21 protein-coding genes are annotated in these 22825 nt (G+C 39.9%); 12 read left to right on the top strand and 9 right to left on the bottom strand.

What is annotated here, in order from left to right:
- Nucleotides 1-52: 52 nt before the first annotated feature.
- Nucleotides 53-427 carry a RidA family protein gene (locus DWZ47_RS25135; protein WP_004303886.1) on the top strand — a complete coding sequence of 125 codons (375 nt, stop codon included), beginning with the start codon at nt 53-55 and terminating at the stop codon, nt 425-427.
- On the opposite strand, the gene DWZ47_RS25130 is transcribed toward DWZ47_RS25135, so the two are convergent.
- Nucleotides 395-1885, bottom strand: a complete 1491-nt coding sequence (locus tag DWZ47_RS25130) for a bifunctional folylpolyglutamate synthase/dihydrofolate synthase (protein WP_004303885.1) — start codon at nt 1883-1885, stop codon at nt 395-397. The two genes, DWZ47_RS25135 and DWZ47_RS25130, sit on opposite strands and share 33 nt — an antisense overlap.
- A 131-nt stretch (nt 1886-2016) precedes the next feature.
- Between DWZ47_RS25130 and DWZ47_RS25125 the strand changes: the two genes are divergently transcribed.
- On the top strand, nt 2017-3342 hold the full coding sequence (locus DWZ47_RS25125; protein ID WP_004296645.1) for a PhoH family protein: 1326 nt from the start codon (nt 2017-2019) through the stop codon (nt 3340-3342).
- 120 nt (nt 3343-3462) lie between these two features.
- On the opposite strand, the gene DWZ47_RS25120 is transcribed toward DWZ47_RS25125, so the two are convergent.
- From DWZ47_RS25120 to DWZ47_RS25105, 4 genes are all read right to left on the bottom strand, one after another.
- A complete protein-coding gene (locus tag DWZ47_RS25120; protein ID WP_004296646.1) occupies nt 3463-4440 on the bottom strand; it encodes a dihydroorotate dehydrogenase-like protein in 978 nt (325 codons plus the stop codon).
- Nucleotides 4441-4463: 23 nt separating this feature from the next.
- Nucleotides 4464-5132, bottom strand: coding sequence for a YggS family pyridoxal phosphate-dependent enzyme (locus DWZ47_RS25115; RefSeq protein ID WP_004296647.1), 669 nt, complete (start codon nt 5130-5132; stop codon nt 4464-4466).
- A gap of 6 nt (nt 5133-5138) precedes the next feature.
- Complete coding sequence (locus tag DWZ47_RS25110; protein WP_117515049.1) at nt 5139-5618, bottom strand: DUF4494 domain-containing protein; 480 nt, start codon at nt 5616-5618, stop codon at nt 5139-5141.
- An 83-nt stretch (nt 5619-5701) separates the two neighbouring features.
- Entirely contained in the window at nt 5702-6265 is a 564-nt protein-coding gene (locus DWZ47_RS25105) for an HdeD family acid-resistance protein (RefSeq protein ID WP_032854764.1), read from the bottom strand.
- Nucleotides 6266-6402: 137 nt separating this feature from the next.
- Between DWZ47_RS25105 and tpx the strand changes: the two genes are divergently transcribed.
- Both tpx and DWZ47_RS25095 read left to right on the top strand, forming a co-directional pair.
- Nucleotides 6403-6903 (top strand): thiol peroxidase, encoded by a 501-nt coding sequence (gene tpx / locus DWZ47_RS25100; RefSeq protein ID WP_117515047.1) that lies wholly within the window; start codon nt 6403-6405, stop codon nt 6901-6903.
- A 198-nt stretch (nt 6904-7101) separates the two neighbouring features.
- Nucleotides 7102-7986: a DUF3078 domain-containing protein gene (locus tag DWZ47_RS25095; protein WP_004296651.1), complete on the top strand. Its 885-nt coding sequence runs from the start codon at nt 7102-7104 to the stop codon at nt 7984-7986.
- A gap of 169 nt (nt 7987-8155) precedes the next feature.
- On the opposite strand, the gene DWZ47_RS25090 is transcribed toward DWZ47_RS25095, so the two are convergent.
- From DWZ47_RS25090 to DWZ47_RS25075, 4 genes are all read right to left on the bottom strand, one after another.
- Nucleotides 8156-8800 (bottom strand): DedA family protein, encoded by a 645-nt coding sequence (locus DWZ47_RS25090; RefSeq protein WP_004296652.1) that lies wholly within the window; start codon nt 8798-8800, stop codon nt 8156-8158.
- 30 nt (nt 8801-8830) lie between these two features.
- On the bottom strand, nt 8831-10282 hold the full coding sequence (locus DWZ47_RS25085; RefSeq protein ID WP_117515045.1) for a tetratricopeptide repeat protein: 1452 nt from the start codon (nt 10280-10282) through the stop codon (nt 8831-8833).
- 102 nt (nt 10283-10384) lie between these two features.
- The gene (locus tag DWZ47_RS25080) at nt 10385-12124 is read right to left on the bottom strand and encodes a glutamine--tRNA ligase/YqeY domain fusion protein (RefSeq protein WP_004303881.1); all 1740 of its coding nucleotides are present in this window, start codon (nt 12122-12124) and stop codon (nt 10385-10387) included.
- A 48-nt stretch (nt 12125-12172) separates the two neighbouring features.
- The gene (locus tag DWZ47_RS25075) at nt 12173-12985 is read right to left on the bottom strand and encodes a PstS family phosphate ABC transporter substrate-binding protein (RefSeq protein WP_004310267.1); all 813 of its coding nucleotides are present in this window, start codon (nt 12983-12985) and stop codon (nt 12173-12175) included.
- Between the two features lie 177 nt (nt 12986-13162).
- Here DWZ47_RS25075 and pstC point away from each other — a divergent pair, with 177 nt between their 5' ends.
- The 8 genes from pstC to DWZ47_RS25030 form a co-directional block, all read left to right on the top strand.
- Nucleotides 13163-14359 (top strand): phosphate ABC transporter permease subunit PstC, encoded by a 1197-nt coding sequence (gene pstC, locus DWZ47_RS25070; RefSeq protein WP_117515043.1) that lies wholly within the window; start codon nt 13163-13165, stop codon nt 14357-14359.
- 1 nt (nt 14360) lies between these two features.
- Nucleotides 14361-15236, top strand: a complete 876-nt coding sequence (gene pstA, locus DWZ47_RS25065) for a phosphate ABC transporter permease PstA (protein ID WP_117515041.1) — start codon at nt 14361-14363, stop codon at nt 15234-15236.
- An 8-nt stretch (nt 15237-15244) separates the two neighbouring features.
- Nucleotides 15245-16003, top strand: a complete 759-nt coding sequence (gene pstB / locus DWZ47_RS25060; RefSeq protein WP_004296658.1) for a phosphate ABC transporter ATP-binding protein PstB — start codon at nt 15245-15247, stop codon at nt 16001-16003.
- Nucleotides 16004-16058: 55 nt separating this feature from the next.
- Nucleotides 16059-16748 (top strand): phosphate signaling complex protein PhoU, encoded by a 690-nt coding sequence (gene phoU, locus DWZ47_RS25055; protein ID WP_004296659.1) that lies wholly within the window; start codon nt 16059-16061, stop codon nt 16746-16748.
- 426 nt (nt 16749-17174) lie between these two features.
- Nucleotides 17175-18929 carry a site-specific integrase gene (locus DWZ47_RS25050; protein ID WP_072067140.1) on the top strand — a complete coding sequence of 585 codons (1755 nt, stop codon included), beginning with the start codon at nt 17175-17177 and terminating at the stop codon, nt 18927-18929.
- A gap of 719 nt (nt 18930-19648) precedes the next feature.
- Entirely contained in the window at nt 19649-20554 is a 906-nt protein-coding gene (locus DWZ47_RS25040) for a hypothetical protein (RefSeq protein ID WP_233525105.1), read from the top strand.
- A gap of 417 nt (nt 20555-20971) precedes the next feature.
- Nucleotides 20972-22126: a hypothetical protein gene (locus DWZ47_RS25035; protein ID WP_117515037.1), complete on the top strand. Its 1155-nt coding sequence runs from the start codon at nt 20972-20974 to the stop codon at nt 22124-22126.
- A gap of 25 nt (nt 22127-22151) precedes the next feature.
- A partial coding sequence (locus tag DWZ47_RS25030) for a leucine-rich repeat domain-containing protein (protein ID WP_147330795.1) occupies nt 22152-22825 on the top strand: 674 nt, incomplete at its 3' end.

Below are 22825 nucleotides of genomic sequence, written 5' to 3'. Positions count from 1 at the left end.
TCGAAATTTATTTTTATCTTTGAAATTCGGTAAACAGAAAAAAGAAATATATATGAAAAAAGTAATTTGCAGTGAGAAAGCTCCGGGGGCTATCGGCCCTTATAGTCAGGCGATAGAAGCCAATGGTATGGTATTTGTGTCCGGTCAGTTGCCTATTGATGCCGCTACGGGACAGATGGCTGAAGGGATAGAAGGACAGGCTCGCCAGTCGTTGGAGAATATCAAACACATTCTTGAAGAAGCAGGATTGACAATGGGAAACATTGCCAAAACCACTGTCTTTCTTCAGGATATGTCCCTGTTTGCAGGGATGAACGGTGTGTATGCCACGTATTTTGACGGAGCCTTTCCGGCACGTTCGGCGGTTGCCGTAAAAGCTCTGCCAAAGGATGCGTTAGTAGAGATTGAGTGTATCGCGGTTCGCTAACAAATCTGCGACAATGAAACTGCTGCCTCCTACAAAGATCAGATCTTTGGGGGGGCAGTTCTTTTTTGCCGCCTGTACAGCTTCTACAACAGTGGGGTAGGTGGTACCTTTCAATCCGGCTTCTTCTGCCAATGCCAGTAGTTCATTTTCCGGAAGCGCACGTTTAACGCTTGCTTTGGTAAAATAATAGGTGGCATATTTCGGCAATGCTCGCAGAACCCCCCGGATGTCTTTGTCATTGACCATGCCGAATACAATATGGATCTCCTGATCGAAGGTTTTGTGAATGGCATTGAGCTGTACATGGATATATTCGATTCCATCAACATTATGTCCCGTGTCACAGATAATATCCGGATAGCTGTGTACTTTCTGCCAACGCCCCATCAGACCGGTGAGCTGACATACGTTTGCAAGACCTGCGCGATAGTCCTGGGATCTGATGTTGTAGTTCAGACGGGTCAGTGTCGCAAGGGCTTTTAGGATGGTAAACATATTTTCGAATTGGTAAGCTCCGCTCAACTCTGTGAAAAGTCCGAAAGGAAACATCTCATTGTGGATTTTGATAGCATCTTTTCTTTTGTCGAGTATCTGGTCTAGCGTACGTAGACTGTCTGACAGGTCTAACATGAGTAATGCTTGCCGCATCTGGTTTGCCTCTTCTTCTGATTGTTCGTCCATTGCTTCGATCATTTCGTGCATGCTCTGAATTGTGTTGTCCATCATCGGTCTTATTTCTTGCAATTTCGAATAAGGAACTATTTCCATGTCCCAGTACCGGGCATTTTCACGGGCATATTCGATAGGCGCATTCTTTTCTTTAGCTTTCATGGTAAATACACGTTTCACTGCCCCTTGGGCTCTGCCGATAACGACCGGAACTCCTTCTTTGATAATTCCGGCTTTCTCTTTGGCAATCTTCGTCAGCGTGTCACCCAGATATTGAGTGTGGTCGAGGCCTATGTTGGTGATAACACACAAATCCGGATGGATGATATTCGTACAGTCCAATCTTCCGCCCATGCCTACTTCGATAACTGCTACATCTACTTTCTGGTCGGCAAAATAACGGAATGCCATAGCGGTGGTCAGTTCGAAGAATGAAGGGTGCAGCGGCTCGAAGAAAGAGCGATGCTCTTCTACGAAATTGACTACATACTCTTCCGGTATCATCTCACCGTTGATACGGATACGTTCGCGGAAGTCGATTAAATGAGGGGAGGTAAATAGTCCTACCCGGTAACCGGCGCACTGCAATACGGCTGCGATGGTATGTGAACAGGATCCTTTTCCATTGGTTCCGGCGATATGTATCGTCTTGAATTGTTGATGAGGATGCCCAAAATGTTCATCCAATTTGTGTGTGGTCTCTAAACCCGGCTTATATGCTTTGCCTCCTATTTGTTGAAACATTGGCGCACTCTCATATAAGTACTTTAAAGTGTTCTGATAGTCCATGTTTTATAATATTTAACGTCGGGCAATCTTTATTGCCCACTAATTTGTTTATCTTTAGAACCGTCAATCTGACTATAAATGGGGGATTGGCGAATGAGATTGCAAATATCAACATTTAAATCTAAGAAATCATGGGAACTAAGAAAAATTTTGTGCTAGACACAAATGTTATTCTTCACGACTACAATTGCTTGAAGAATTTTCAGGAAAATGATATTTACCTCCCTCTTGTTGTACTCGAAGAACTGGATAAGTTCAAAAAAGGAAACGAGCAGATAAATTTCAATGCTCGTGAGTTCGTGCGCGAATTGGATGTGCTGACAAGCGACGAGCTTTTCTCCGACGGAGTGAAGCTTGGCGAAGGATTGGGACGTCTGTTTGTCGTGACAAGCAATGTGCCGGCTGCCAAAGTGTGGGAATCGTTTCCTATAAAGAAACCCGATCATTTGATTTTGGCGGCAACCGAATACCTGACCGACAAGTATCCGAAAATGAAATCTATCTTAGTGACCAAAGATGTGAATCTGCGCATGAAAGCCCGTTCAATCGGTCTGCTTTGCGAAGATTATATTACGGATAAGGTGGTAAATGTAGATGTGTTCGAGAAATCTAATGAGATTTTTGAAAATGTAGATCCGGCATTGATCGACCGTATTTATTCTTCAAAGGAAGGCATTGACTTGAGTGAATTTGACTTTAAGGATTTGATTCATCCCAATGAATGTTTTGTATTGAAGAGTGACCGGAATAGTGTATTGGCACGCTACAATCCTTTTACCCATTCTATTATCCGTGTGATGAAGGGTAAGAATTATGGAATCGAACCACGGAATGCGGAACAGAGTTTTGCTTTTGAGATTCTGAATGACCCGAACATCAAACTGGTGGCTCTGACAGGAAAAGCAGGAACAGGTAAGACTTTGCTGGCTTTGGCTGCTGCTTTGGGCAAGCTGACGGATTACAAACAGATTTTGCTGGCACGTCCCGTTGTGGCGCTTTCCAATAAGGATATCGGTTTCCTTCCGGGAGACGCACAGGAAAAAGTAGCTCCTTATATGCAGCCGTTGTTTGATAACCTGAACGTCATAAAACGTCAGTTTGCTACAAACTCTACCGAAGTGAAGCGCATAGAAGATATGCAGAAAAGCGAGCAGCTGGTGATTGAAGCTCTGGCATTTATCCGTGGTCGTAGTTTGAGCGAAATGTATTGCATCATTGACGAAGCGCAGAATCTGACCCCGAATGAAATAAAGACAATCATCACCCGTGCAGGAGAAGGTACGAAGATGGTATTTACGGGAGATATCCAGCAGATTGACCAACCTTATCTGGATAGTCAGTCCAATGGCTTGGTATATATGATTGATCGTATGAAAGACCAGAATATCTTTGCACACGTCAATTTGCTGAAAGGTGAACGAAGTGAATTGAGTGAACTGGCAAGCAACCTGTTATAACAGATTTCTCTGCTAAGCGAGATAAATTAATAAGTGATTAAAAAAGTAAACGGTGAACATCCTGTTGCAAATAGCACAATTTGTTCACCGTTTTCTTTATTGATTTAGTATACTTTTTCCTTATTCTTTCTTTCCGAAATATTTCAGGAACTGTGTACGTTCGAATGTATTAACACCCTGAACATCCTTAATATTCAGTTTGCCTTTGAATTGAGCTATATTCCTGAACCCTTTGCGTTCCATCCATGCAGAGAGGAAGCGGTTGGCTTCTCCGATGAATGCATTTGTATTTAGATAGACTGCGCTACAAACTTCTACAGCCGAAGCACCGGCAAGGATAGCTTTCACTACTGATTCTGCATTGGCAACACCACCGGAAGCTGCATAGTCGATCTTGTCTACTACTGCAGACGCAATTCCGATCCAACGAAGCGGAATGGCGAGGTCGGAAGCATTGCTGAATATTTCGCCTGAAATATGCTCCATCTTTTCGATATTGATGTCCGGCTGATAGAAACGGTTGAAGAGAACAACTGCTGCTGCACCGTTGGCATACAACTGATCGATTAATGCCACAGGATTTGTCAGGTTATCACCCAGTTTCATGATTACAGGTATCTTGATTGTTTTTTTAATGTGGCGGAGAATATCGATGTGGCGTTGTTCGAATGAACCGTATGTATATTGCACTTCCGATTGCAGGGCAAGGATATTGATTTCCAATGCGTCGGCACCGGCTTCTTCAATCATCTTTGCAAAGTCAATCCATTCGGAATCAGTGTAGCAGTTGATGCTGGCAATGATAGGAATGGGGCATACCTTCTTACTTTCTTTTATTAAAGTCAGGTATTCGGATAGCTTGTGCTCACGGATATATTCTTCCAGATAGTCACTGGCTTCCGGATAGAAAGCCGGATCTTTCAGTTGGTCTGCTTCCAGCATGATCTGTTCCTCAAACAGTGATTTCAGAACAATTGCACCGGCACCATCTTCGGCCAATTTTTTGTTTTTGCCGGCACTGTTGGTCAGCCCCGAGCTACTGATAATGATAGGGTTTCTAAGGGAAAGCCCTGCGAAAGTAGTTTTTAAATCGGTCATAGCAATATGTTTTTTACTCCTGATTAATAAATTCGTTCTCCGAAAATCTTGCTTCCTACCCGTACCAGCGTACTTCCTGCGGCAATGGCTTCGTGGTAGTCATGTGACATTCCCATCGACAGCTCGCAGAAAGTATCGGAGTGGATGAACCAAGTTGTTTTTATCTCGTTAAAGAGCCTATTTAGTAAACCAAATTCCCGGTTGATTTGTTCAATGCAATCGGTGTTGCTGGCCATCCCCATTAATCCGCAGATGCGTACATGAGTCAGCTCTTTCCATTCTCCGGCATTCAACATCTCCTTACATTCTTCGGGACTGAAACCAAATTTGGTTTCTTCCTGCGCAACGTGAATCTGCAACAGGCAGTTCACTGTACGTCCCGCTTTGACAGCTTGTTTGTTGACTTCGGCCAGCAGTTTATAACTATCAATTCCATGAATCATCGCTACGTATGGTATCATGTATTTGATTTTGTTCGTCTGCAGGTGTCCGATGAAATGCCATTCAATGTCTTTGGGCAAACTTTCGTATTTAGCTGTCATTTCCTGCACTTTGCTTTCTCCAAAAATACGCTGTCCCGCCTGATATGCTTCTTCTATCGCTTCATTGGGATGGAATTTTGAGACAGCAACCAGCCGGACTCCTTGAGGGAGTTCGGCCAGCACTTGCTTTAAATTGTCAGCAATACTCATTGTTACTTATGCTTTTGATGGATCAAACTCCGGTTTGTCATTCGGTTCGGCGCTGTAAGGATATACATCCATGAGCGGAGTCTCGGATACCATACCGATCTGATAATCTGCCATGGTTCCTTTCATTCCTTCATCCAGCTTCTTGACTGCGTCGCGCAAGTCGGCAGCTTGTACCAGTACTTGGGTGGAAGTCTTTTTTTCAGCACCGCTTTTTTCATCCAGAGTGATGAAAATAAGTTTGCATTTGAACCAGCGGTCGGCACTTTCTTTGTCGCTAGGGAAAAGTTCGCTATAGTTGGCACGTTTAATATCCGAAACGGTAAATTCTCCGGAGATAAACGGAGTCATTTCTTCAATAATCCGTGCTTCTGCTTCTGTAAAACTGAGTGCGTCAACAAGATAAGGTTCAGTTACTTTCTTCTGCATTCCGTTTTCCATTACTTTTTCATAACGGATCTTGCACTCAAACCATGTATGCATTGCCATAATTTTCTTCCTTTTTAATTAATTGATTTATGTAAATTGCCTACAAAGATAAACAAAATCCCAAAGTAAGTGCCGAAAGCTTTTTATTTTCTTTTATGCAGATTCTTTAATTCAAATGAAAGCATGACACGGAAAAGTCCGATGATGAGGAAAGCAAAAGAAATCATATACACTGCGTAGAGCGCTCCTATGGCGGGGTGCCATAATATTAAAAGAGAGCACAGGATGGCAAGAATACCGAAAGCCATGTACCAGCCCCAGTCGCGGGTTCCGTAACGTTTCAGGTCGATGGAATAGCCGGTGGAGGAGAACCCTCGGAACATAAGCCAGAAGGCTATGATGAAAGGGATAACTTCCATGCTGACCATCGGATAGGCAATCAGGTAAATACCCAGAACGAGGTCGATGAGTCCTCCTACGATATACCATCCCCAGCTCGGGACACCTTTCCGGTTGCTAAGAGCAAAGATGATTTCCAGAATACCGCTTATCAGCATCGATACACTGAAAATGATACTTAGAGCTACATAGGTGCTTACGGGTGAGAACATGAGCCAAAGGGCTACAATGATATACACGATTCCCAAAAGAAGAGAAGTCCACCAATTTTTTACTGAATGTTGAATCTCATTGAATACAGTTTCCATACATTTTATATTTTAAATTGAACACTAGAGTGATTTCGTTGAGGAATAACAAATTGAATTTAGAAAAGGTTTTCCGTGAACATATTTGGGGGAATAGTTGTTTCCTATATAAAGTAAATTTTAAAAATACATGCATTATGGCAACAACAAATTTCAAAGAACAACCGGTGAAACTGATCGGTGAATTTATACAAGTAGGTAAGGTAGCTCCTGACTTCGAGCTGGTAAAAACAGATTTATCTTCTTTCTCTCTGAAAGATTTAAATGGTAAAAATGTGATTTTAAATATTTTCCCTAGTCTGGATACCAGCGTATGTGCAACTTCTGTACGTAAGTTTAATAAAATGGCTGCCGGATTGAAAGATACGGTAGTATTGGCTATTTCTAAGGATCTTCCTTTTGCACACGGCCGTTTCTGTACGACAGAAGGTATTGAAAATGTAATTCCATTGTCTGATTTCCGCTTCTCTGATTTCGACGAAAGTTACGGAGTGCGTATGGCAGATGGTCCGTTAGCAGGACTTTTGGCGCGTGCGGTAGTTGTGATTGGCAAAGATGGCAAAATTGCATATACGGAACTTGTTCCTGAAATCACCCAGGAGCCTGATTATGACAAAGCCTTAGCTGCTGTAAAGTAATATAGAATATGGAGTATTAAGTATTAGGTATTAACTATTAGTTGCAGCTAATAAACGAATATGGCTAATACTTAATACTTAAGCCTGCTACTTATCTTAAAGATTTTGACCTAATGGGAACTGGTAAAAAGGCTTGGTAAACTGCCAAGGCTCCGTTCTTGTTAGGTTGTGTTTTTTCTACACTAAACCTCAACTATCATGAACAAAATGAAAACTCTATTCATCGCCCTGTTATGTATGGGCGTTGGAACCTTGTCGGCCCAAACTGCCGATAGTACACAAATTTCTCCCTGGACAAAAGAAGGATTTGCCGGACTGAAACTAACGCAAGTGAGCCTCACTAATTGGGCTGCCGGAGGTGATAACTCCGTTGCCTTTGACTTGCAGGGCACTTATCAGATTAATTATAAGAAAGGAAAACATCTGTGGAATAATCGTATCGAACTGGCTTATGGATTAAATAAGACCGGTGACGACGGAACCAGGAAAGCAAATGATAAAATCTATTTGAATACGAATTATGGCTATGCTATTGCCAAAAGTTGGTATGCCAGTGCGTTCGCCACTTTCCAGACACAGTTTTCTCCAGGATATGACTACTCCGTCAATAAAGACATTGCTATCTCCGAATTTATGGCTCCTGCCTATTTGACTACCGGTTTGGGCTTTACGTATGATCCGGGTAAGATATTTACCGTTGTATTGTCTCCTGCTGCGTGGCGCGGAACATTTGTACTCAATGACCGTCTCTCTGACGAAGGAGCTTATGGAGTGGATCCGGGCAAACATCTATTATCCAGCTTCGGTGCTAACTTGAAAGGAGAAGCCAAATATGAATTCTTGAAAAATATGACGGTATATTCACGTTTGGATCTATATTCCGATTATCTGCATAAGCCGCTGAATATAGATGTGAACTGGGAAGTACAAGTAAATATGATTATCAATAAATGGTTCTCAACCACACTTACTACTAACCTGATGTATGACGATGATGTGAAAATCGTGCAAAAGGATGGTACAAAAGGTGCTCGTGTGCAATTTAAAGAGATATTGGGAGTAGGAGTTCAGTTTAATTTCTAATTAGCTCTTATCTACCACAAAAAATAAACCACAGAGGACGTAGAATACACAAAGAAGTAAGAATTTAACGGGTAATAGCCGATTTACAATAATGGATGCCCCGGTAACTCTATGTTCTTGCTTTGTGTTCTCTGCGTCCTCTGTGGCTTTGCAATGAGTATTTTACTACTTATTTTCTTTTTTTCAGCCCTTTATAAGCCAAAAAAACGATTACAATTACCACCACTGCTATAATGACATAGCCGATTTCGTGACTGTATTCGGTGGCCATTACATAGACATCGTTAGTCGTTTTGAGGTCTGTAAAACGGTAAATCAGGTATCCGAGCAAAGCTAATATGCTGTTCCATATAGCAGCGCCGAGAGTTGTATAAAGCAGGAAAGGACCTATTTTCATGCCGGCTAACCCTGCGGGAATACTGATAAGTTGGCGTACAGCCGGAATAAGACGGCCAAAGAAAGTAGAGGCTGCACCGTGCTTTCTGAAATATTCTTCTGCATGGTGTATTTTCTCTTCGTCAATAAGGCACATGTGCCCTAAACGGCTGTTAGCGAATTTATAGATAATAGGACGACCCAACCAACGTGCCAGGTAATAATTAACTAATGCACCGATATCTGCTCCTATAGTTGCAAATAGGACAACGAGAAAGATATTCATACTGTCGTCTGCCATAGCTTTCCATGCGGCAGGGGGTACTACGGCTTCCGAGGGGAAGGGAATAAAAGAGCTTTCGATAGCCATAAAAATAGTGACTACCCAATAGTTCAAGTTTTCTAATACCCATTTAAGAAGTTCTGCTACTGATTCCATGTTTTTTGAGGATAGAATTTATAAATTGATTTATTTTTTTCCTTTTGTTTTTTTCTTATTCTCTTTTTTCATGCGTTCCCACACTTCTTTGAGAGTTCTTTCGTCTTCTTCTCTGTGTTCGGGACTGTTCAACAGATCCAGGATCATGTCTTCTTCCAGTGGATGTTCACATTCCTTGTTATATTTAAAGAAGTTGTCGATTTCACCGTGCATGAGGCAAAGAACACTCAATTTCTCCGTCACATCTTCGTATTTCGGATTTATCTGGTACACTTTTTCAAAGTATTCTTTCGCTTCGATCAGATAGTCACTTTCCGAATAAGCAGAGGCAATCATATACCACATTTCTATGTTCGGGTTGATCTCTATCGCTTTTTCGAAAGAGATGGCAGCTTCGTCTTCCAGTTCCTCTGCCAGGTATAGTTTTCCTTCTGTCAGATAAATCAATCCCTCGTTCGGGTTTATCTCTTTGGCTTTCTCGCATAGTTCATGCGCCTCTTCATACCTTTCCAGGTGAGACAGGGCGAATGCTTTGCTGGTATAGGTGTCTATCAATAAAATAGACTGCTTGTCTCCGTCTTCTTCAAAACGTTCGATCACTTTGTCGTAATAGTCATCGGCTTTTTGCCATTCTTCTTTATTACCGTAGGATATTCCCATAAACATGTAACCCAGTTCGGGGGGAATGGCTTTGAGCTCAATCGCCTTTTGGTAATTCTCGATGGCATCATCCGAATTGTTCAGATAGAAGAAACAATGTGCCTTGTAGGCATAAGCTTCCCCGTACTGATCGTCGGCTGCCAATGCGAAATCACAGGCTTCGATGGCTTTGTCTATTTGTTCCTGGACAAAGTAACATTTCACCAGTCCCATCCAGTAGGAAGGGTTGAATGGAGATTTGTCAATGAGTTTATTGTAATAGGTGATGGCTGATTCTACCTGATGGGTCGATGCCAGATAATCGGCTGTGAGAGCCATGTATTCTTCATCTTCGGCATAACGGGATTTACCTCTGTCGAGCCATTCTTTGGCTGCGTCCGGGTATCCCATGTCCAGATAGAGAAATACAACATCAATGATTGTTTCCAGCTCGTCGGCATCCGCTATTGTGCTTAACAGCCATTGAGCTTCCTCCAGTTTTCCTCCATTCAGCAATAGTTCGGCTTTCAGCAGTTTCACTTCGGAATCAAATTCTTCGGTAATCGAATCCGCTACTTTTTTTGCTTTTTGCAGCTTTTGGGTATCCAGGTAAAGATATGCTTGTTCTATAAGCAAATCTGTGTTTCCCGGATGTATTTTAAGTCCATAAGTGATTACTTCTTGTGCTTCTTCAAATTTTCGCTCGGAGGCATACCAGTCGGCGATGTCGGCCAATTGGTCAGCATCCAGATAAAGTTGTCGGTTTTCTGCTTTTGCTTCTTCGTAGTTTGTGATTAGTGTGACTAGTTCCTTTTTTGCTGATGGCGAATTTTTTCTACCCATTTTACTTTTAGATTTTTAATTGCTAAGATGGGGCTGTTGCAAAAGTTCAGATGATGATCCTTTTGACACAGCCCCATTGTAAAGTTAAGCTTGAAAGCTTAGTTATTTATTAATCTTACCCCATGTGTCTTTCAACCCTACTGTACGGTTGAAGATTAGTTTATCCGGGGTTGATTCTTTGTCGATATTAAAGTAACCGATCCGTTGGAACTGCAGATAGGAGAGTGGAGGCAGGGTAGCTGCGAACTTCTCTATGTAGCAGTTAGGCAGAACTTTCAATGAATCCGGATTAATGATTTCTTTCATGGCTTCCAGTGCTTCGCATTTTTTTGCTTCGCGGATGGCGGCCAGTTCGTCACGTGGATTTTCCACTTTCCACAGACGGTCGTACAAACGTACTTCTGCTTGCAGGCAGTGGTTGCAGCTTACCCAGTGGAGCGTACCTTTCACCTTGCGGTTCGCATCCGGCATGCCGCTGCGGGTATTTGCGTCATATTCGCAATATACTTCTGTGATAACACCGTTTTCGTCTTTCTTGCAACCGGTGCATTTTACGATATAAGCATTTTTGAGACGTACTTCTTGTCCCGGTGTCATGCGGAAATATTTCTTGGGAGCGTCTTCCATGAAGTCTTCGCGCTCCATCCACAATTCGCGGCTGAACTCGATCAGGTGACTTCCTGCTTCCGGATCTTCCGGATTGTTGATTGCTTCCAGTTCTTCAACCTGTCCTTCGGGATAGTTGGTGATAATCAGTTTAACCGGGTTGATTACTGCAGATATACGGGTAGCACGGCTGTTCAAATCATCCCGGACAGAGCTTTCCAACAGGGCGATGTCGTTCAGGGCATCGTAAGTGGTATATCCGATTTTATCGATAAACTTATGAATGGACTCCGGTGAATAACCGCGACGGCGGAAACCGCAGATCGTCGGCATACGAGGGTCGTCCCATCCGTTTACCAATCCTTCTTTCACCAGTGTGAGCAGGTTACGTTTGCTCATCAGGGTGTAACTTAGGTTCAGTTTGTTGAATTCAGTCTGACGGGGACGGTTGTCGTTCAGGTCTTTTCCCTCTTTCAACCAATCGATGAAGAGGTCGTAAAGCGGACGGTGTACCACAAATTCAAGTGTGCACAGAGAATGAGTCACTCCTTCGAAGAAGTCACTCTGTCCGTGGGCGAAGTCATACATCGGATAAGCTTTCCAGGTAGTACCCGTACGGTGGTGCGGGTGTTTCACTACACGGTAAATAATCGGATCGCGGAAGTGCATATTCGGATTAGCCATGTCAATCTTGGCACGGAGCACCATGGCGCCTTCTTCGATCTCGCCGCTATTCATTTTCTTAAAAAGTTCGAGGCTCTCTTCGATAGGACGGTTCCGGTAAGGGCTTTCCACACCCGGTTGGGTAGGAGTACCTTTCTGCTGTGCAATCAGTTCGGAACTCTGTTCGTCGATATATGCTTTTCCCTCCTGGATCAGGCGGATAGCGAAATCCCATAATTGCTGGAAATAGTCGGAAGCATAATATTCATTTCCCCACTGGTAGCCTAGCCATTGGATATCTTCTTTGATAGCTTCTACATATTCCACATCTTCCTTGGTAGGGTTTGTGTCGTCGAAACGAAGGTTACATACACCGCCGTGTTTTTCTGCGATGCCGAAATCAAGGCAAATAGCTTTGGCATGGCCGATGTGAAGATAGCCGTTGGGCTCGGGCGGGAAACGCGTCTGCACTTTTCCACCATTTTTACCTTCTTTCAAGTCTTTCTCTACTGCCTGTTCAATAAAGTTCAAGCTTTTCTTTTCGCCTGCTTCTTCGTTTTTAATATCTGTCATAACGGTTAATGTTATCTGTATTTAGGCTACAAAAGTAGGACATTTTTTTTATTTAACCGGAATATAACCGCTCTTTTTTATAATGTCCTGTCCGTCGGATGAAAGAATAAACTGAATCAGGGGGCTAACTTGTTCCTTATTTTTTACATTGTAATAGTAGTAAAGCGGCCGGACGATAGGGTAGGTTTTGTTGGTGGCATTCTCTACCGTAGGGGTGGCGTAGTGGCTTCCGTCATAAGACACGGAAAGCGTTTTGACACGGGGAGACACGTAGGCCAGTCCTACATATCCGATGGCTCCTTTGGTCTGGCTGACAGACTGGATAATAGCACCTGTTGCCGGCATGGAAAGGCTGCTTGCCATGTAGTTTTTATTTTTCAGTACGCTCTCTTTGAAAAATTCGTAAGTACCGGACGATGTTTCACGCGAGTAGACTACTATTTTTCGGTTGTCTCCGCCTACCTGTTTCCAGTTGGTTATCTTCCCCCGGAAAATATCCTCCAGTTGTTGGCGGGTCAGCTGTTTCACCGGATTAGAGGGATGCACCACCACGGCGAGGGCGTCGTAGGCAACAATCACTTCGTTTACTTCTTCTCCTGCCGCTTTAATTTTCATCTTCTCGCTGAACTTGATTGGGCGGGAAGCCATTGCAATGTCCGTTGTATTATCCATTAAAGCGGAGATACCCACACCGGTTCCGCCACCGGTTACAGTGACACGGGCATCCGGATGCTGGTTCATAAACCGCTCTGCTGTCTGTTGTGCGACAGGCAGTACCGTGTCGCTACCTTTTATACGTTGTGCGTTGGCACCGAGCGAGAGTAAGGAAAGGGCGATTAATAAGTTTCTTCTCACTTTCATATTTCTTCTTTTTATTGACTTTGCAAATTAAGCAATCGAATATTACATTTCCATTTCATCCGGAATGGAAATGATACTTGTAACACAAACGTAACATGATTGAAACATTTCCTTCAAACGTTAGTCACACCTCCTTAATAAAGAGACGCTTTCTTTGCATCAGAAATCATAGTAGGTATGAAAAAGGTATTTGAAAGGATTATAGAAGGAATGTTGACTTGTAGCGGTTTCGTGACAAGTATTACTATTCTGCTGATTGTACTCTTCCTTTTCACGGAAGCTTTCGGGTTGTTCAAGAGTAAGGTGATTGAAGAGGGATATGTGTTGGCGCTGAATAAGAGCAACAAAGTTAGTGTGTTGAGCCCTGCACAGATAAAAAATGTTTTTGATGAGGAGATCACAAACTGGAAGGAACTCGGTGGGGAAGATCTCCCTATCCGGGTTTTTCGTTTGGAGGATATAACGCAGTATTATACGGAAGAGGAGCTGGGACCTGCTTATGAATATGCAGGCGACAAGATTACGGAACTGGTAGAGAAAACACCGGGTATCGTAGCTTTTGTTCCGCAGAAGTTTATTGTTCATCCGGACGCGGTGCATTTCATAGAGGATAACACCATTTCCGTGAAAGATGTATTTGCGGGTGCCGAATGGTTTCCTACGGCTACTCCGGCAGCTCAATTCGGCTTCCTGCCGTTGATTACCGGTACGTTGTGGGTGAGTCTGTTCGCCATTCTTTTTGCTTTGCCGTTCGGGCTTTCGGTTTCTATCTATATGTCTGAAGTGGCAAACCCGAAAGTGCGGAACTGGCTGAAACCGATTATCGAACTGTTGAGCGGTATTCCTTCCGTGGTCTATGGCTTTTTCGGGTTGATTGTCATCGTTCCGTTGATTCAGAAGTTGTGTAATCTTCCGGTGGGAGAGAGCGGCCTGGCAGGGAGTATCGTACTGGCCATTATGGCATTGCCTACCATCATAACGGTGACGGAAGATGCGATGCGTAACTGTCCGCGTGCAATGCGGGAAGCGAGTCTGGCGTTGGGGGCTTCTCAATGGCAGACTATATATAAGGTCGTAATTCCTTATTCTATTTCGGGTATTACATCCGGCGTGGTACTTGGCATCGGACGTGCTATCGGGGAGACGATGGCGGTATTGATGGTGACCGGTAATGCGACTGTGATTCCGACAACCATTCTTGAACCTTTACGTACCATTCCGGCTACGATTGCCGCCGAACTGGGAGAGGCTCCTGCAGGTGGTCCGCACTATCAGGCATTGTTCCTGTTGGGTGTCGTACTGTTCTTCATTACATTGATTATCAACTTTAGTGTGGAATATATTTCTTCTAAAGGATTAAAACGTAGTAAATAAGATGGAAATACGGAGTAATAATAAAGCTAAACACCATTCGCAGAAATTTGCTTTCGGGATTTTCCGGTTGTTGAGTCTTTGCATTGTATTGATATTGTTTGCGATTCTGGGATTTATCATCTATAAGGGAATCGGTGCTATCAGTTGGGATTTTATCACTTCGGCTCCTACGGACGGAATGACAGGTGGCGGTATCTGGCCGGCTATTGTCGGTACCTTCTACCTGATGGTGGGAAGTGCGCTGTTTGCATTTCCGATAGGGGTGATGAGTGGGATTTATATGAATGAGTATGCGCCGAAAGGCAGGTTGGTACGCTTTATCCGGGTGATGACCAATAACTTGAGCGGTATTCCTTCCATCGTATTCGGATTGTTCGGTATGGCGCTGTTTGTCAATTATATGGGGTTTGGTGATAGTATTCTGGCAGGTTCTTTGACATTAGGTTTGCTTTGCGTACCTTTGGTCATCCGGACAACGGAGGAAGCCTTGAAAGCCATTCCCGACAGTATGCGTGAAGGTAGCCGGGCATTGGGAGCGACGAAGTTGCAGACGATATGGCATGTTATTTTGCCGATGGGTATGCCAAACATTATCACAGGGTTGATTCTCGCCTTGGGACGTGTTTCGGGAGAGACGGCGCCGATTCTGTTTACTTGTGCCGCATATTTCCTGCCGCAACTTCCTACCGGCATTTTGGATCAGTGTATGGCCTTGCCTTACCATTTGTATGTGATTTCCACCAGTGGAACGGATATGGAGGCACAACTGCCGCTGGCTTATGGCACGGCATTGGTATTGATTATGATTATCCTGTTGGTGAATCTGCTGGCTAATGCCTTGAGAAAGTATTTTGAGAAAAGAGTAAAAACGAACTAAATTAGTATATGGATACAGTGAAAATAGATGCGCGTGATGTGAACTTCTGGTATGGGGACTTTCATGCATTGAAGGGCATCAGCATGCAGATTGAGGAAAAATCGGTTGTTGCTTTTATCGGACCGTCCGGTTGTGGCAAATCTACTTTTCTCCGGCTTTTCAATCGGATGAATGATTTGATTCCTGCTACCCGTCTGGAGGGAGAAATCCGTATCGACGGACATAATATCTATGCGAAAGGCGTGGAAGTGGACGAACTCCGCAAGAATGTGGGAATGGTGTTCCAGCGTCCCAATCCTTTCCCGAAAAGCATATTCGAGAATGTGGCTTACGGACTTCGTGTGAACGGAATAAAAGATAATGCTTTCATTCGCCAGCGTGTGGAGGAAACATTGAAAGGAGCGGCTCTTTGGGATGAGGTGAAAGATAAGTTGAAGGAATCGGCTTATGCACTGTCCGGCGGACAGCAGCAGCGTCTTTGTATCGCCCGTGCGATGGCTGTCTCTCCTTCGGTATTGCTGATGGATGAACCTGCGTCTGCGCTCGATCCTATTTCTACGGCGAAAGTGGAGGAGTTGATTCATGAACTGAAGAAGGATTATACGATTGTAATCGTTACGCATAATATGCAGCAGGCGGCCCGTGTCAGTGATAAGACGGCGTTTTTCTATATGGGAGAAATGGTGGAGTTCGATCAGACGAAAAAGATATTCACCAATCCGGAGAAAGAGGCTACCCAGAATTACATAACGGGACGTTTTGGGTAATCCGGGTATCTGGAACCCAATTGATAGAATATTAATCATTTATATATAATAGACTATGGTAAAGTTTATAGAATCGGAACTCATCCTATTGAAGAAGGAAATTGATGAAATGTGGACCTTGGTGTACAACCAGCTTGACCGTGCCGGAGAGGCTGTGTTGACCCTTGACAAGGAGCTGGCTCAACAGGTGATGGTTCGCGAGCGCAGGGTGAATGCTTTTGAATTGAAGATAGATAGTGATGTGGAAGATATTATCGCATTGTATAATCCGGTGGCGATTGATCTTCGTTTTGTGTTGGCTATGTTGAAGATTAACACAAATCTGGAACGTTTGGGTGACTTTGCGGAAGGGATCGCCCGTTTTGTACTTCGTTGCAAAGAACCGGTATTGGATGCGGAGCTGTTGTCTCGTCTTCGCCTGGCAGAGATGCAGGCAGAGGTGTTGTCAATGTTGGAACTGGCAAAACGTGCCTTGAATGAAGAGAGTAATGATTTGGCGGCAGGAGTGTTTGCTAAGGATAATTTGCTAGATGAAATCAATGCGGATGCAACAGGGATTCTTTCAGACTATATTATCGAACATCCGGAAGCTGTACATACTTGCGTAGATTTAGTCAGCGTGTTCCGTAAACTGGAACGTTCGGGAGATCATATTACCAACATTGCCGAGGAGATTGTATTCTTCATTGATGCCAAAGTGTTAAAACATCGTGGAAAAACCGATGAAAATTACCCGGAAAAGTAATTTTCTGCCGATTTTTAAACAGAAATTAGGGCTCCTTAAAAAATTATCTTATATTTGTCTCCTGTAACGGACAAGTTACAGGAGATTTTGCTTCAAATGATAATAAATCCAAAGAATTTTCAAAAAGATGTTATATGACATGTTTTATAATTTGGATAGTATCGGTAAAACCGCCTATATTTGCACCGTTATCCTGAAAACAATCTTTTTACCTTAAAAAAAAACTAATACCTATTGAAAACTGAAAAATGGAGCTTTGTGAAAAGCCCCATTTTTTTTGCTCTTCACCGAGGTGGTGAAGCCGCGTTCTACGGTGTTTCAAAAGGGGATACTTCTTCATTTAATTAACTTTTTAGCCTTTAAAGAACCAATTTGAAGAACGAGTTTAAAGAACCAACTTGAAGAACCGTTTTGAAGAACGAGGTTATGGAAGAGCAGTATTTTTTTAATGAAGTACAAGCAAGGTTTCATTTGAGAAAGCCTAAGGCAAATAAGCCTACTAATATTTATTTGGTATGTCGAATAAATGGGAAGCAGGTTAAACTCTCTACGGGTGTTAAAGTATATCCAGAGCATTGGAATGAAGAAAAACAAGAAGCATACATTAGTTGTAGGCTATCCGAACTTGATAATAGGAATAACACTATAACTAATGAAAAGTTGACAGAATTAAAAGCAAGTTTTGTCGAATATAAATACTATCTTTGTCAACATCCCAACGAAATGGAGCAGGGAGTAGAATTATTACGAAAGTTTATATATAAAGATACTATGGTAAAGAAGCAAGAAACTGAAAATGCTATACATTGGTTACGCAATGCTATAATTGCTGATAAGAATATAGGTGAAAGTACAAGAGCTGATTACATAAAGCAAATAAAGTTCTTTGAAATATTTTTGAATGAGACAGGTAGATGTCCTATCAGTTTCAGTGACATAAACCTACCTTTAATTAAGGGATATGAACTTTATCTTCTTAATAAAGATGTGGGTAAAGGTAAAACAACGAAAACTACTACGGTTGGTAATAAGGTAGAGAAGATAATATGTATTCTTAAAAGAGCAGAGCAGCAAGGAATGATTGATATTCACGAATCTAACCTTGATAAATATAAGAAGCCTAGAAGTAAAGAAGGTGATAGCAATGATATATTTCTTACAGAGGAAGAGATAAGTAAGATATATGCTTTGGAACTCTCTGGTAAAGAAGAACAGGTGAGAGATTTGTTTGTTTTGCAATGTTGGATAGGTCAGCGTTTTACAGATACACAGTCAATAAATGAGGGAATAATGAAGGATAATGGAAATATAATTGAGATTATCCAAGAAAAGACAAAACATAAGGTATCTGTACCATTATTGCCAATAGCTAAAGAGATACTAGCCAAGTACGAAAACCAATTTCCTATATTTACCAATCAGACGGCTTTAAATTATTTGACAAAGATTGGAGAAAAGGCTGGTATAACAAGACTGCATACCATAGTGGAACACCGAGGTGATGAAGTAACTAAGAAGCAAGTTCCTGTTTATAAACTGATAAAGACCCATACTGCAAGACGTTCATTTATTTGTAATATGTTGTTACGTGGATTTGACGCTCATCTTATAATGAAAATTACAGGACATAATGATGTTGAGTCTTTTCAAAAATATGTTAAGTTAACATCTAATGATGCAGCGAATGTCATTCTTGAAAATGAAGCTAATCAAATAAAGTCATCAAAGAAAACACCAATAACGAAAGAAATCCCGATAGCTAATGATGTGCCAACTGATATAGAAGGTATTTTAAATTATGTATTTGCTTTAGATAAAGTAAATGAGTTATTTCCGCTATTAATGAAAGGAATAGATATATATGGATTAGATGATGAAATAAACGAGCTTATGTCTATTATTAAGGATAGAAAAAGACTTCCAAAAGTTTTGGAAAGAGCTAAAGAGTTATTTTGTGATGATACAATAAAAGAGGTTGCCATTAATAAACTGTTATGTGCACGTCCAATGTTAGAACAAATAGGAAAGCTCAAGAATGATGTTACAGCATATCAAATGTTTATTAATAACTTATCGGAATTAGGGATATTGGAATTGAATATTCCTAAGAGTGCGGATGTGAAGGATTACTACAATGAATTACCTAATATGGTAGATGTGCTTGATAAAATAGAATTGTAAGATAAGAGCGAAATGGTAATATTAAAATAGAGTTCGTCTAATTGCTAAGTGAACTTTTTTCACTATATGAATACTTCTAGTCGATTTTTTCAGTTTGTGGTACTAGTATTAGGTCATTCCCTAAAAACTTAGTACCTTTGTATCAATATATTACAAATAGTATATAAGATAGCACAGGCACAAAAGATACACTATTTTATCACCATTTTTATTATAAAACAGTACCATGCAAACATTCACCTATGAAGAAATCAGAGAAAAAGCACTAAAGCAAGGAGTTACAGATAACAGGCTTAGAGTTGGCTTATGGGCTAGCTCAAATGGCTATATTAAAAGCAAAAGGAAGATACAGGGAAAAGTTATCACGGTCTATTCGATACCCCAAATGCAATTTAACTAAGATTTATATGAAGTGTCAGATTCTCGTTTTTCAAAGTGTCAGATACTCAAGGATAATATACTAATACAAAATATACTAATATCCATAGGGGTACACCCCGTTTTTCGTATTTTATATATGATACTACACAAACCAACAGGAATAATTTTTAAGAATAGAAAAGAAGCTAAGATATTTTTTGGTACTTCACGATACAGGAAGATAGAAAAAGAAAAACAGGAGATTGTTTTGATTGATAACCACGACTTCATAGCTACTGATGAAATATATAACGGTAAACAAAGACCTGATACGTATTCCTCAAAGTAAAAGTGCCAATATGGAAGCATTACTACTTTATTATATACGGACTAAATGCAATAAAGAATGTGCTTCCGCTATTGGCGAGAAAAAGATGCAAGAAGAACTAAATTTATCAGAAAGTACAGTTGAGGGCTATATTGGCAAATTGAAAGAATATAAATCAATATTATCCATAAAAACTTTGAATCCCAATAATGAAGAGGATAAAAAAGAAATTGATAAAGCTCTTGGTGTACCTTATGAGGGAGATAAAAGGAAGAAGAATTTATACTATTTCCATGAACCACAAAGATTCTACTTTTTAAATCCACAGTTTATATACAGGACGGATATTGAGAACGAAATAAAAGGCTTTTTAATCCGTCTTGCTTGTTTATGTGACATAGGTACTACTAAGATTTATACTCCCAATTGCAGAAAGGAGAAAGCAAATATAAAGTCCATAGCAGAAGAGTTAAAGATGTGCAGGGAGAAAGTTAAAAGCTTATTGAGTAGGTGTGAGAATTTAGGATTAATAAGAGCTATACCACGTGGGTATATCATTTTAGAAGATTCCTTTCTACTTAATCTCAATGGTACATTAGAAGATAGGGTATATAATAGTATATATAAGTATTGTTTAGAAAAAAAAGTAGTACCACCGAATAGATATGAATTTAGCAGCAAAGGTAATCCAATGGAATGTGACGGGCTTCTAATGTGTACTCCTTATATATTTGATTGGTGGAATATGTATAATGAAAAAGCAGTAAGATTTAAAGAATATTCCTCTTTAATGTTTGAAGTCTATATAAATGATATTCTTTTACCAATGAGATTTCCAACACTTCCAAAAGAACCACATTGGGAGTATTTCAAAAAAGCACTTTTAAATTTAAAGACAAATAAACTAGAATTTGTGGAAATGCCTATGTATTTATAAGAGAATGTTGATTATTATGATATATAAAATATAGTAATGTTTGAATTATGAGCCATTAAAATATATGTAAGAATATTCAAAATATTCTTTGAATTCATTGTGATTCATAAATAAAATATGTAATTTTGAAACATCTAAATAATACAATATTAGATGTTTATTTTTATAAAATAATTAGTTGTAGATATTATGAGTATTATTAATTTTCATGTTTGTTATACTTGCTGTAATAATATAATCCCAACATTTCTATATATTGAAGACACTCTTTTAGAGGGATGTACCAATAATAATCAATTGTATGATAATGTGTTGTCATATATAAAAAAGAATATACACCCTTCTTTTTATTATTGTCATAGATGTTGTCAAGGATTAGATTCTTATCTATATTTCAGTAATATTTGTTATAATAATATGAATTTAGATGAATTCTCTTCTGAACCAATTTCTTCGAAGAAAATTATAAAATGTGATACTATACGTATACCTCAATATTATCATATTGGATATACCTATAGATGCGAGAACTGTGGACGTTCCTATCATGATAGTATAGAGTGGGTTTCTAATGATGGAATTGATATACCCTTTGATTGTTTAGGAAAAATAGATATTAAACTTTTATCTAAAAAAATACTTAAAGAAAATATATTGATTTGCGAATCTTGTAATCATGTGCATAATTTTGCTATTGAAGAGGTTTTCTTTTTAGAAGACAACATAAATACTTATTCGGAAGATTTGTTAGTTCAACCTAATTTAAATAATAAGTGTAAAAATATATCATTTGTGCCTAAGCGAATCATTCAGTACTGTTTAGACATTAAAGTGAAAAATAAAGCACGTAATAGTTGGTTCTCAAATTTTGCTCCTAGAAAGTATATTCTTGGGATGTCAACAAAAAACAATCAGATAGATTCTTTCTCTTATACTTCATATATATTAGAATCTGGCATGAGAATTAAACGGCATTCAATATCTCAATCTTTTGTAACCAATCAAGCTAATTCCATTTATCACTGTGACGCATATGAAATTATAAATGGTAAAAAATATATACGTGAGAATTTTGATGTGAAAATTCATCAAAATCTACTGATAGAAGTATATATGCATAGTGTAACAGAATGTATAATGAAAGATTTAAATATAGGTAATATAAGTCCTATTGCTGACTTTTCAAATATAGCACTTGAAGAATTTGAAGCTTTATATAAGTATATAAGTAAGATAACGTCTATTCGCAAAAAAGAAAAAGCAGATAATTACTATTGGCGTTTAATAAAAATAATATTCGATATTATTGGGCAAGAATATTATCCTTCTTTGACATATAAAATCATAAGTCCATCAATGATAGAAAGCAAAGATGCTTTTATAAATCAAGACTTAATTCTAAAGTATTTAGAATCACGTGCAGATACTTTAGCTTTGTTTCTGTTTGATTACTATACTGATTTTAGTTATATTGATGAAGAGATAAGAAGCGATTTAATGAATGTTTTGGCTATCTTATATATTATCGATAGTTTTAAATATTCTCCTATATATATGAAATTAGTTGATTAGAGGGTATCATTGTTATTGGAAGATTATGGAAACAATTGTAGACAAATATGGAGTTGAATATGATATCAAACAAAAGATATTAATAAAAGCATCACCTGACTTGAGAGAAGAATATATTATTCATCAAAATACAGAAATAATACATCCATTTGCTTTTATGGATTGTAAAAAAATAAAATCAATTGTTTTGCCTGATAAATTGCAATATATTGGTAGTGGTAGTTTTTTAGGTTGTTCTGCATTAAAACGTATAGATATTCCAGATTCTGTTTTACAAATATCATCAAATACTTTTAGTGGTTGCAGAGAACTAGAATCTGTAAGTTTGCCCCAAAACCTCATTACTATTGGAGGCTATGCTTTTTGCCATTGTGAACATTTACATGAAGTTATAATTCCTCAAACAGTAAGCGCTATCAAAGAACACGCTTTTAACTACTGCTTAAATTTACAGAAGGTTTATTTTCAAGGAGCTTTGAGAAGACTTCCTTATGGAGTATTCTCTCATTGCGAGAATTTAAACCAACTAGATTTGCCATATAATATTGAAATTATAAATGAAAGGGCTTTTGAATATTGCAAATCTTTAAAGCAAATAACTATTCCTAGTACAGTAAGGCTTATAGATACAAAGGCTTTCAAAGATTGTATTTATAACCATAGAACAACCAAAACTAATCAGAAATATCCGAGTGTAAA

It is taken from the genome of Bacteroides sp. AF32-8BH (genome assembly GCF_003435205.1).
GTDB classification, from domain to species: Bacteria; Bacteroidota; Bacteroidia; order Bacteroidales; family Bacteroidaceae; genus Bacteroides; species Bacteroides ovatus.
This window is presented reverse-complemented; position numbering and strand designations above follow the sequence as displayed.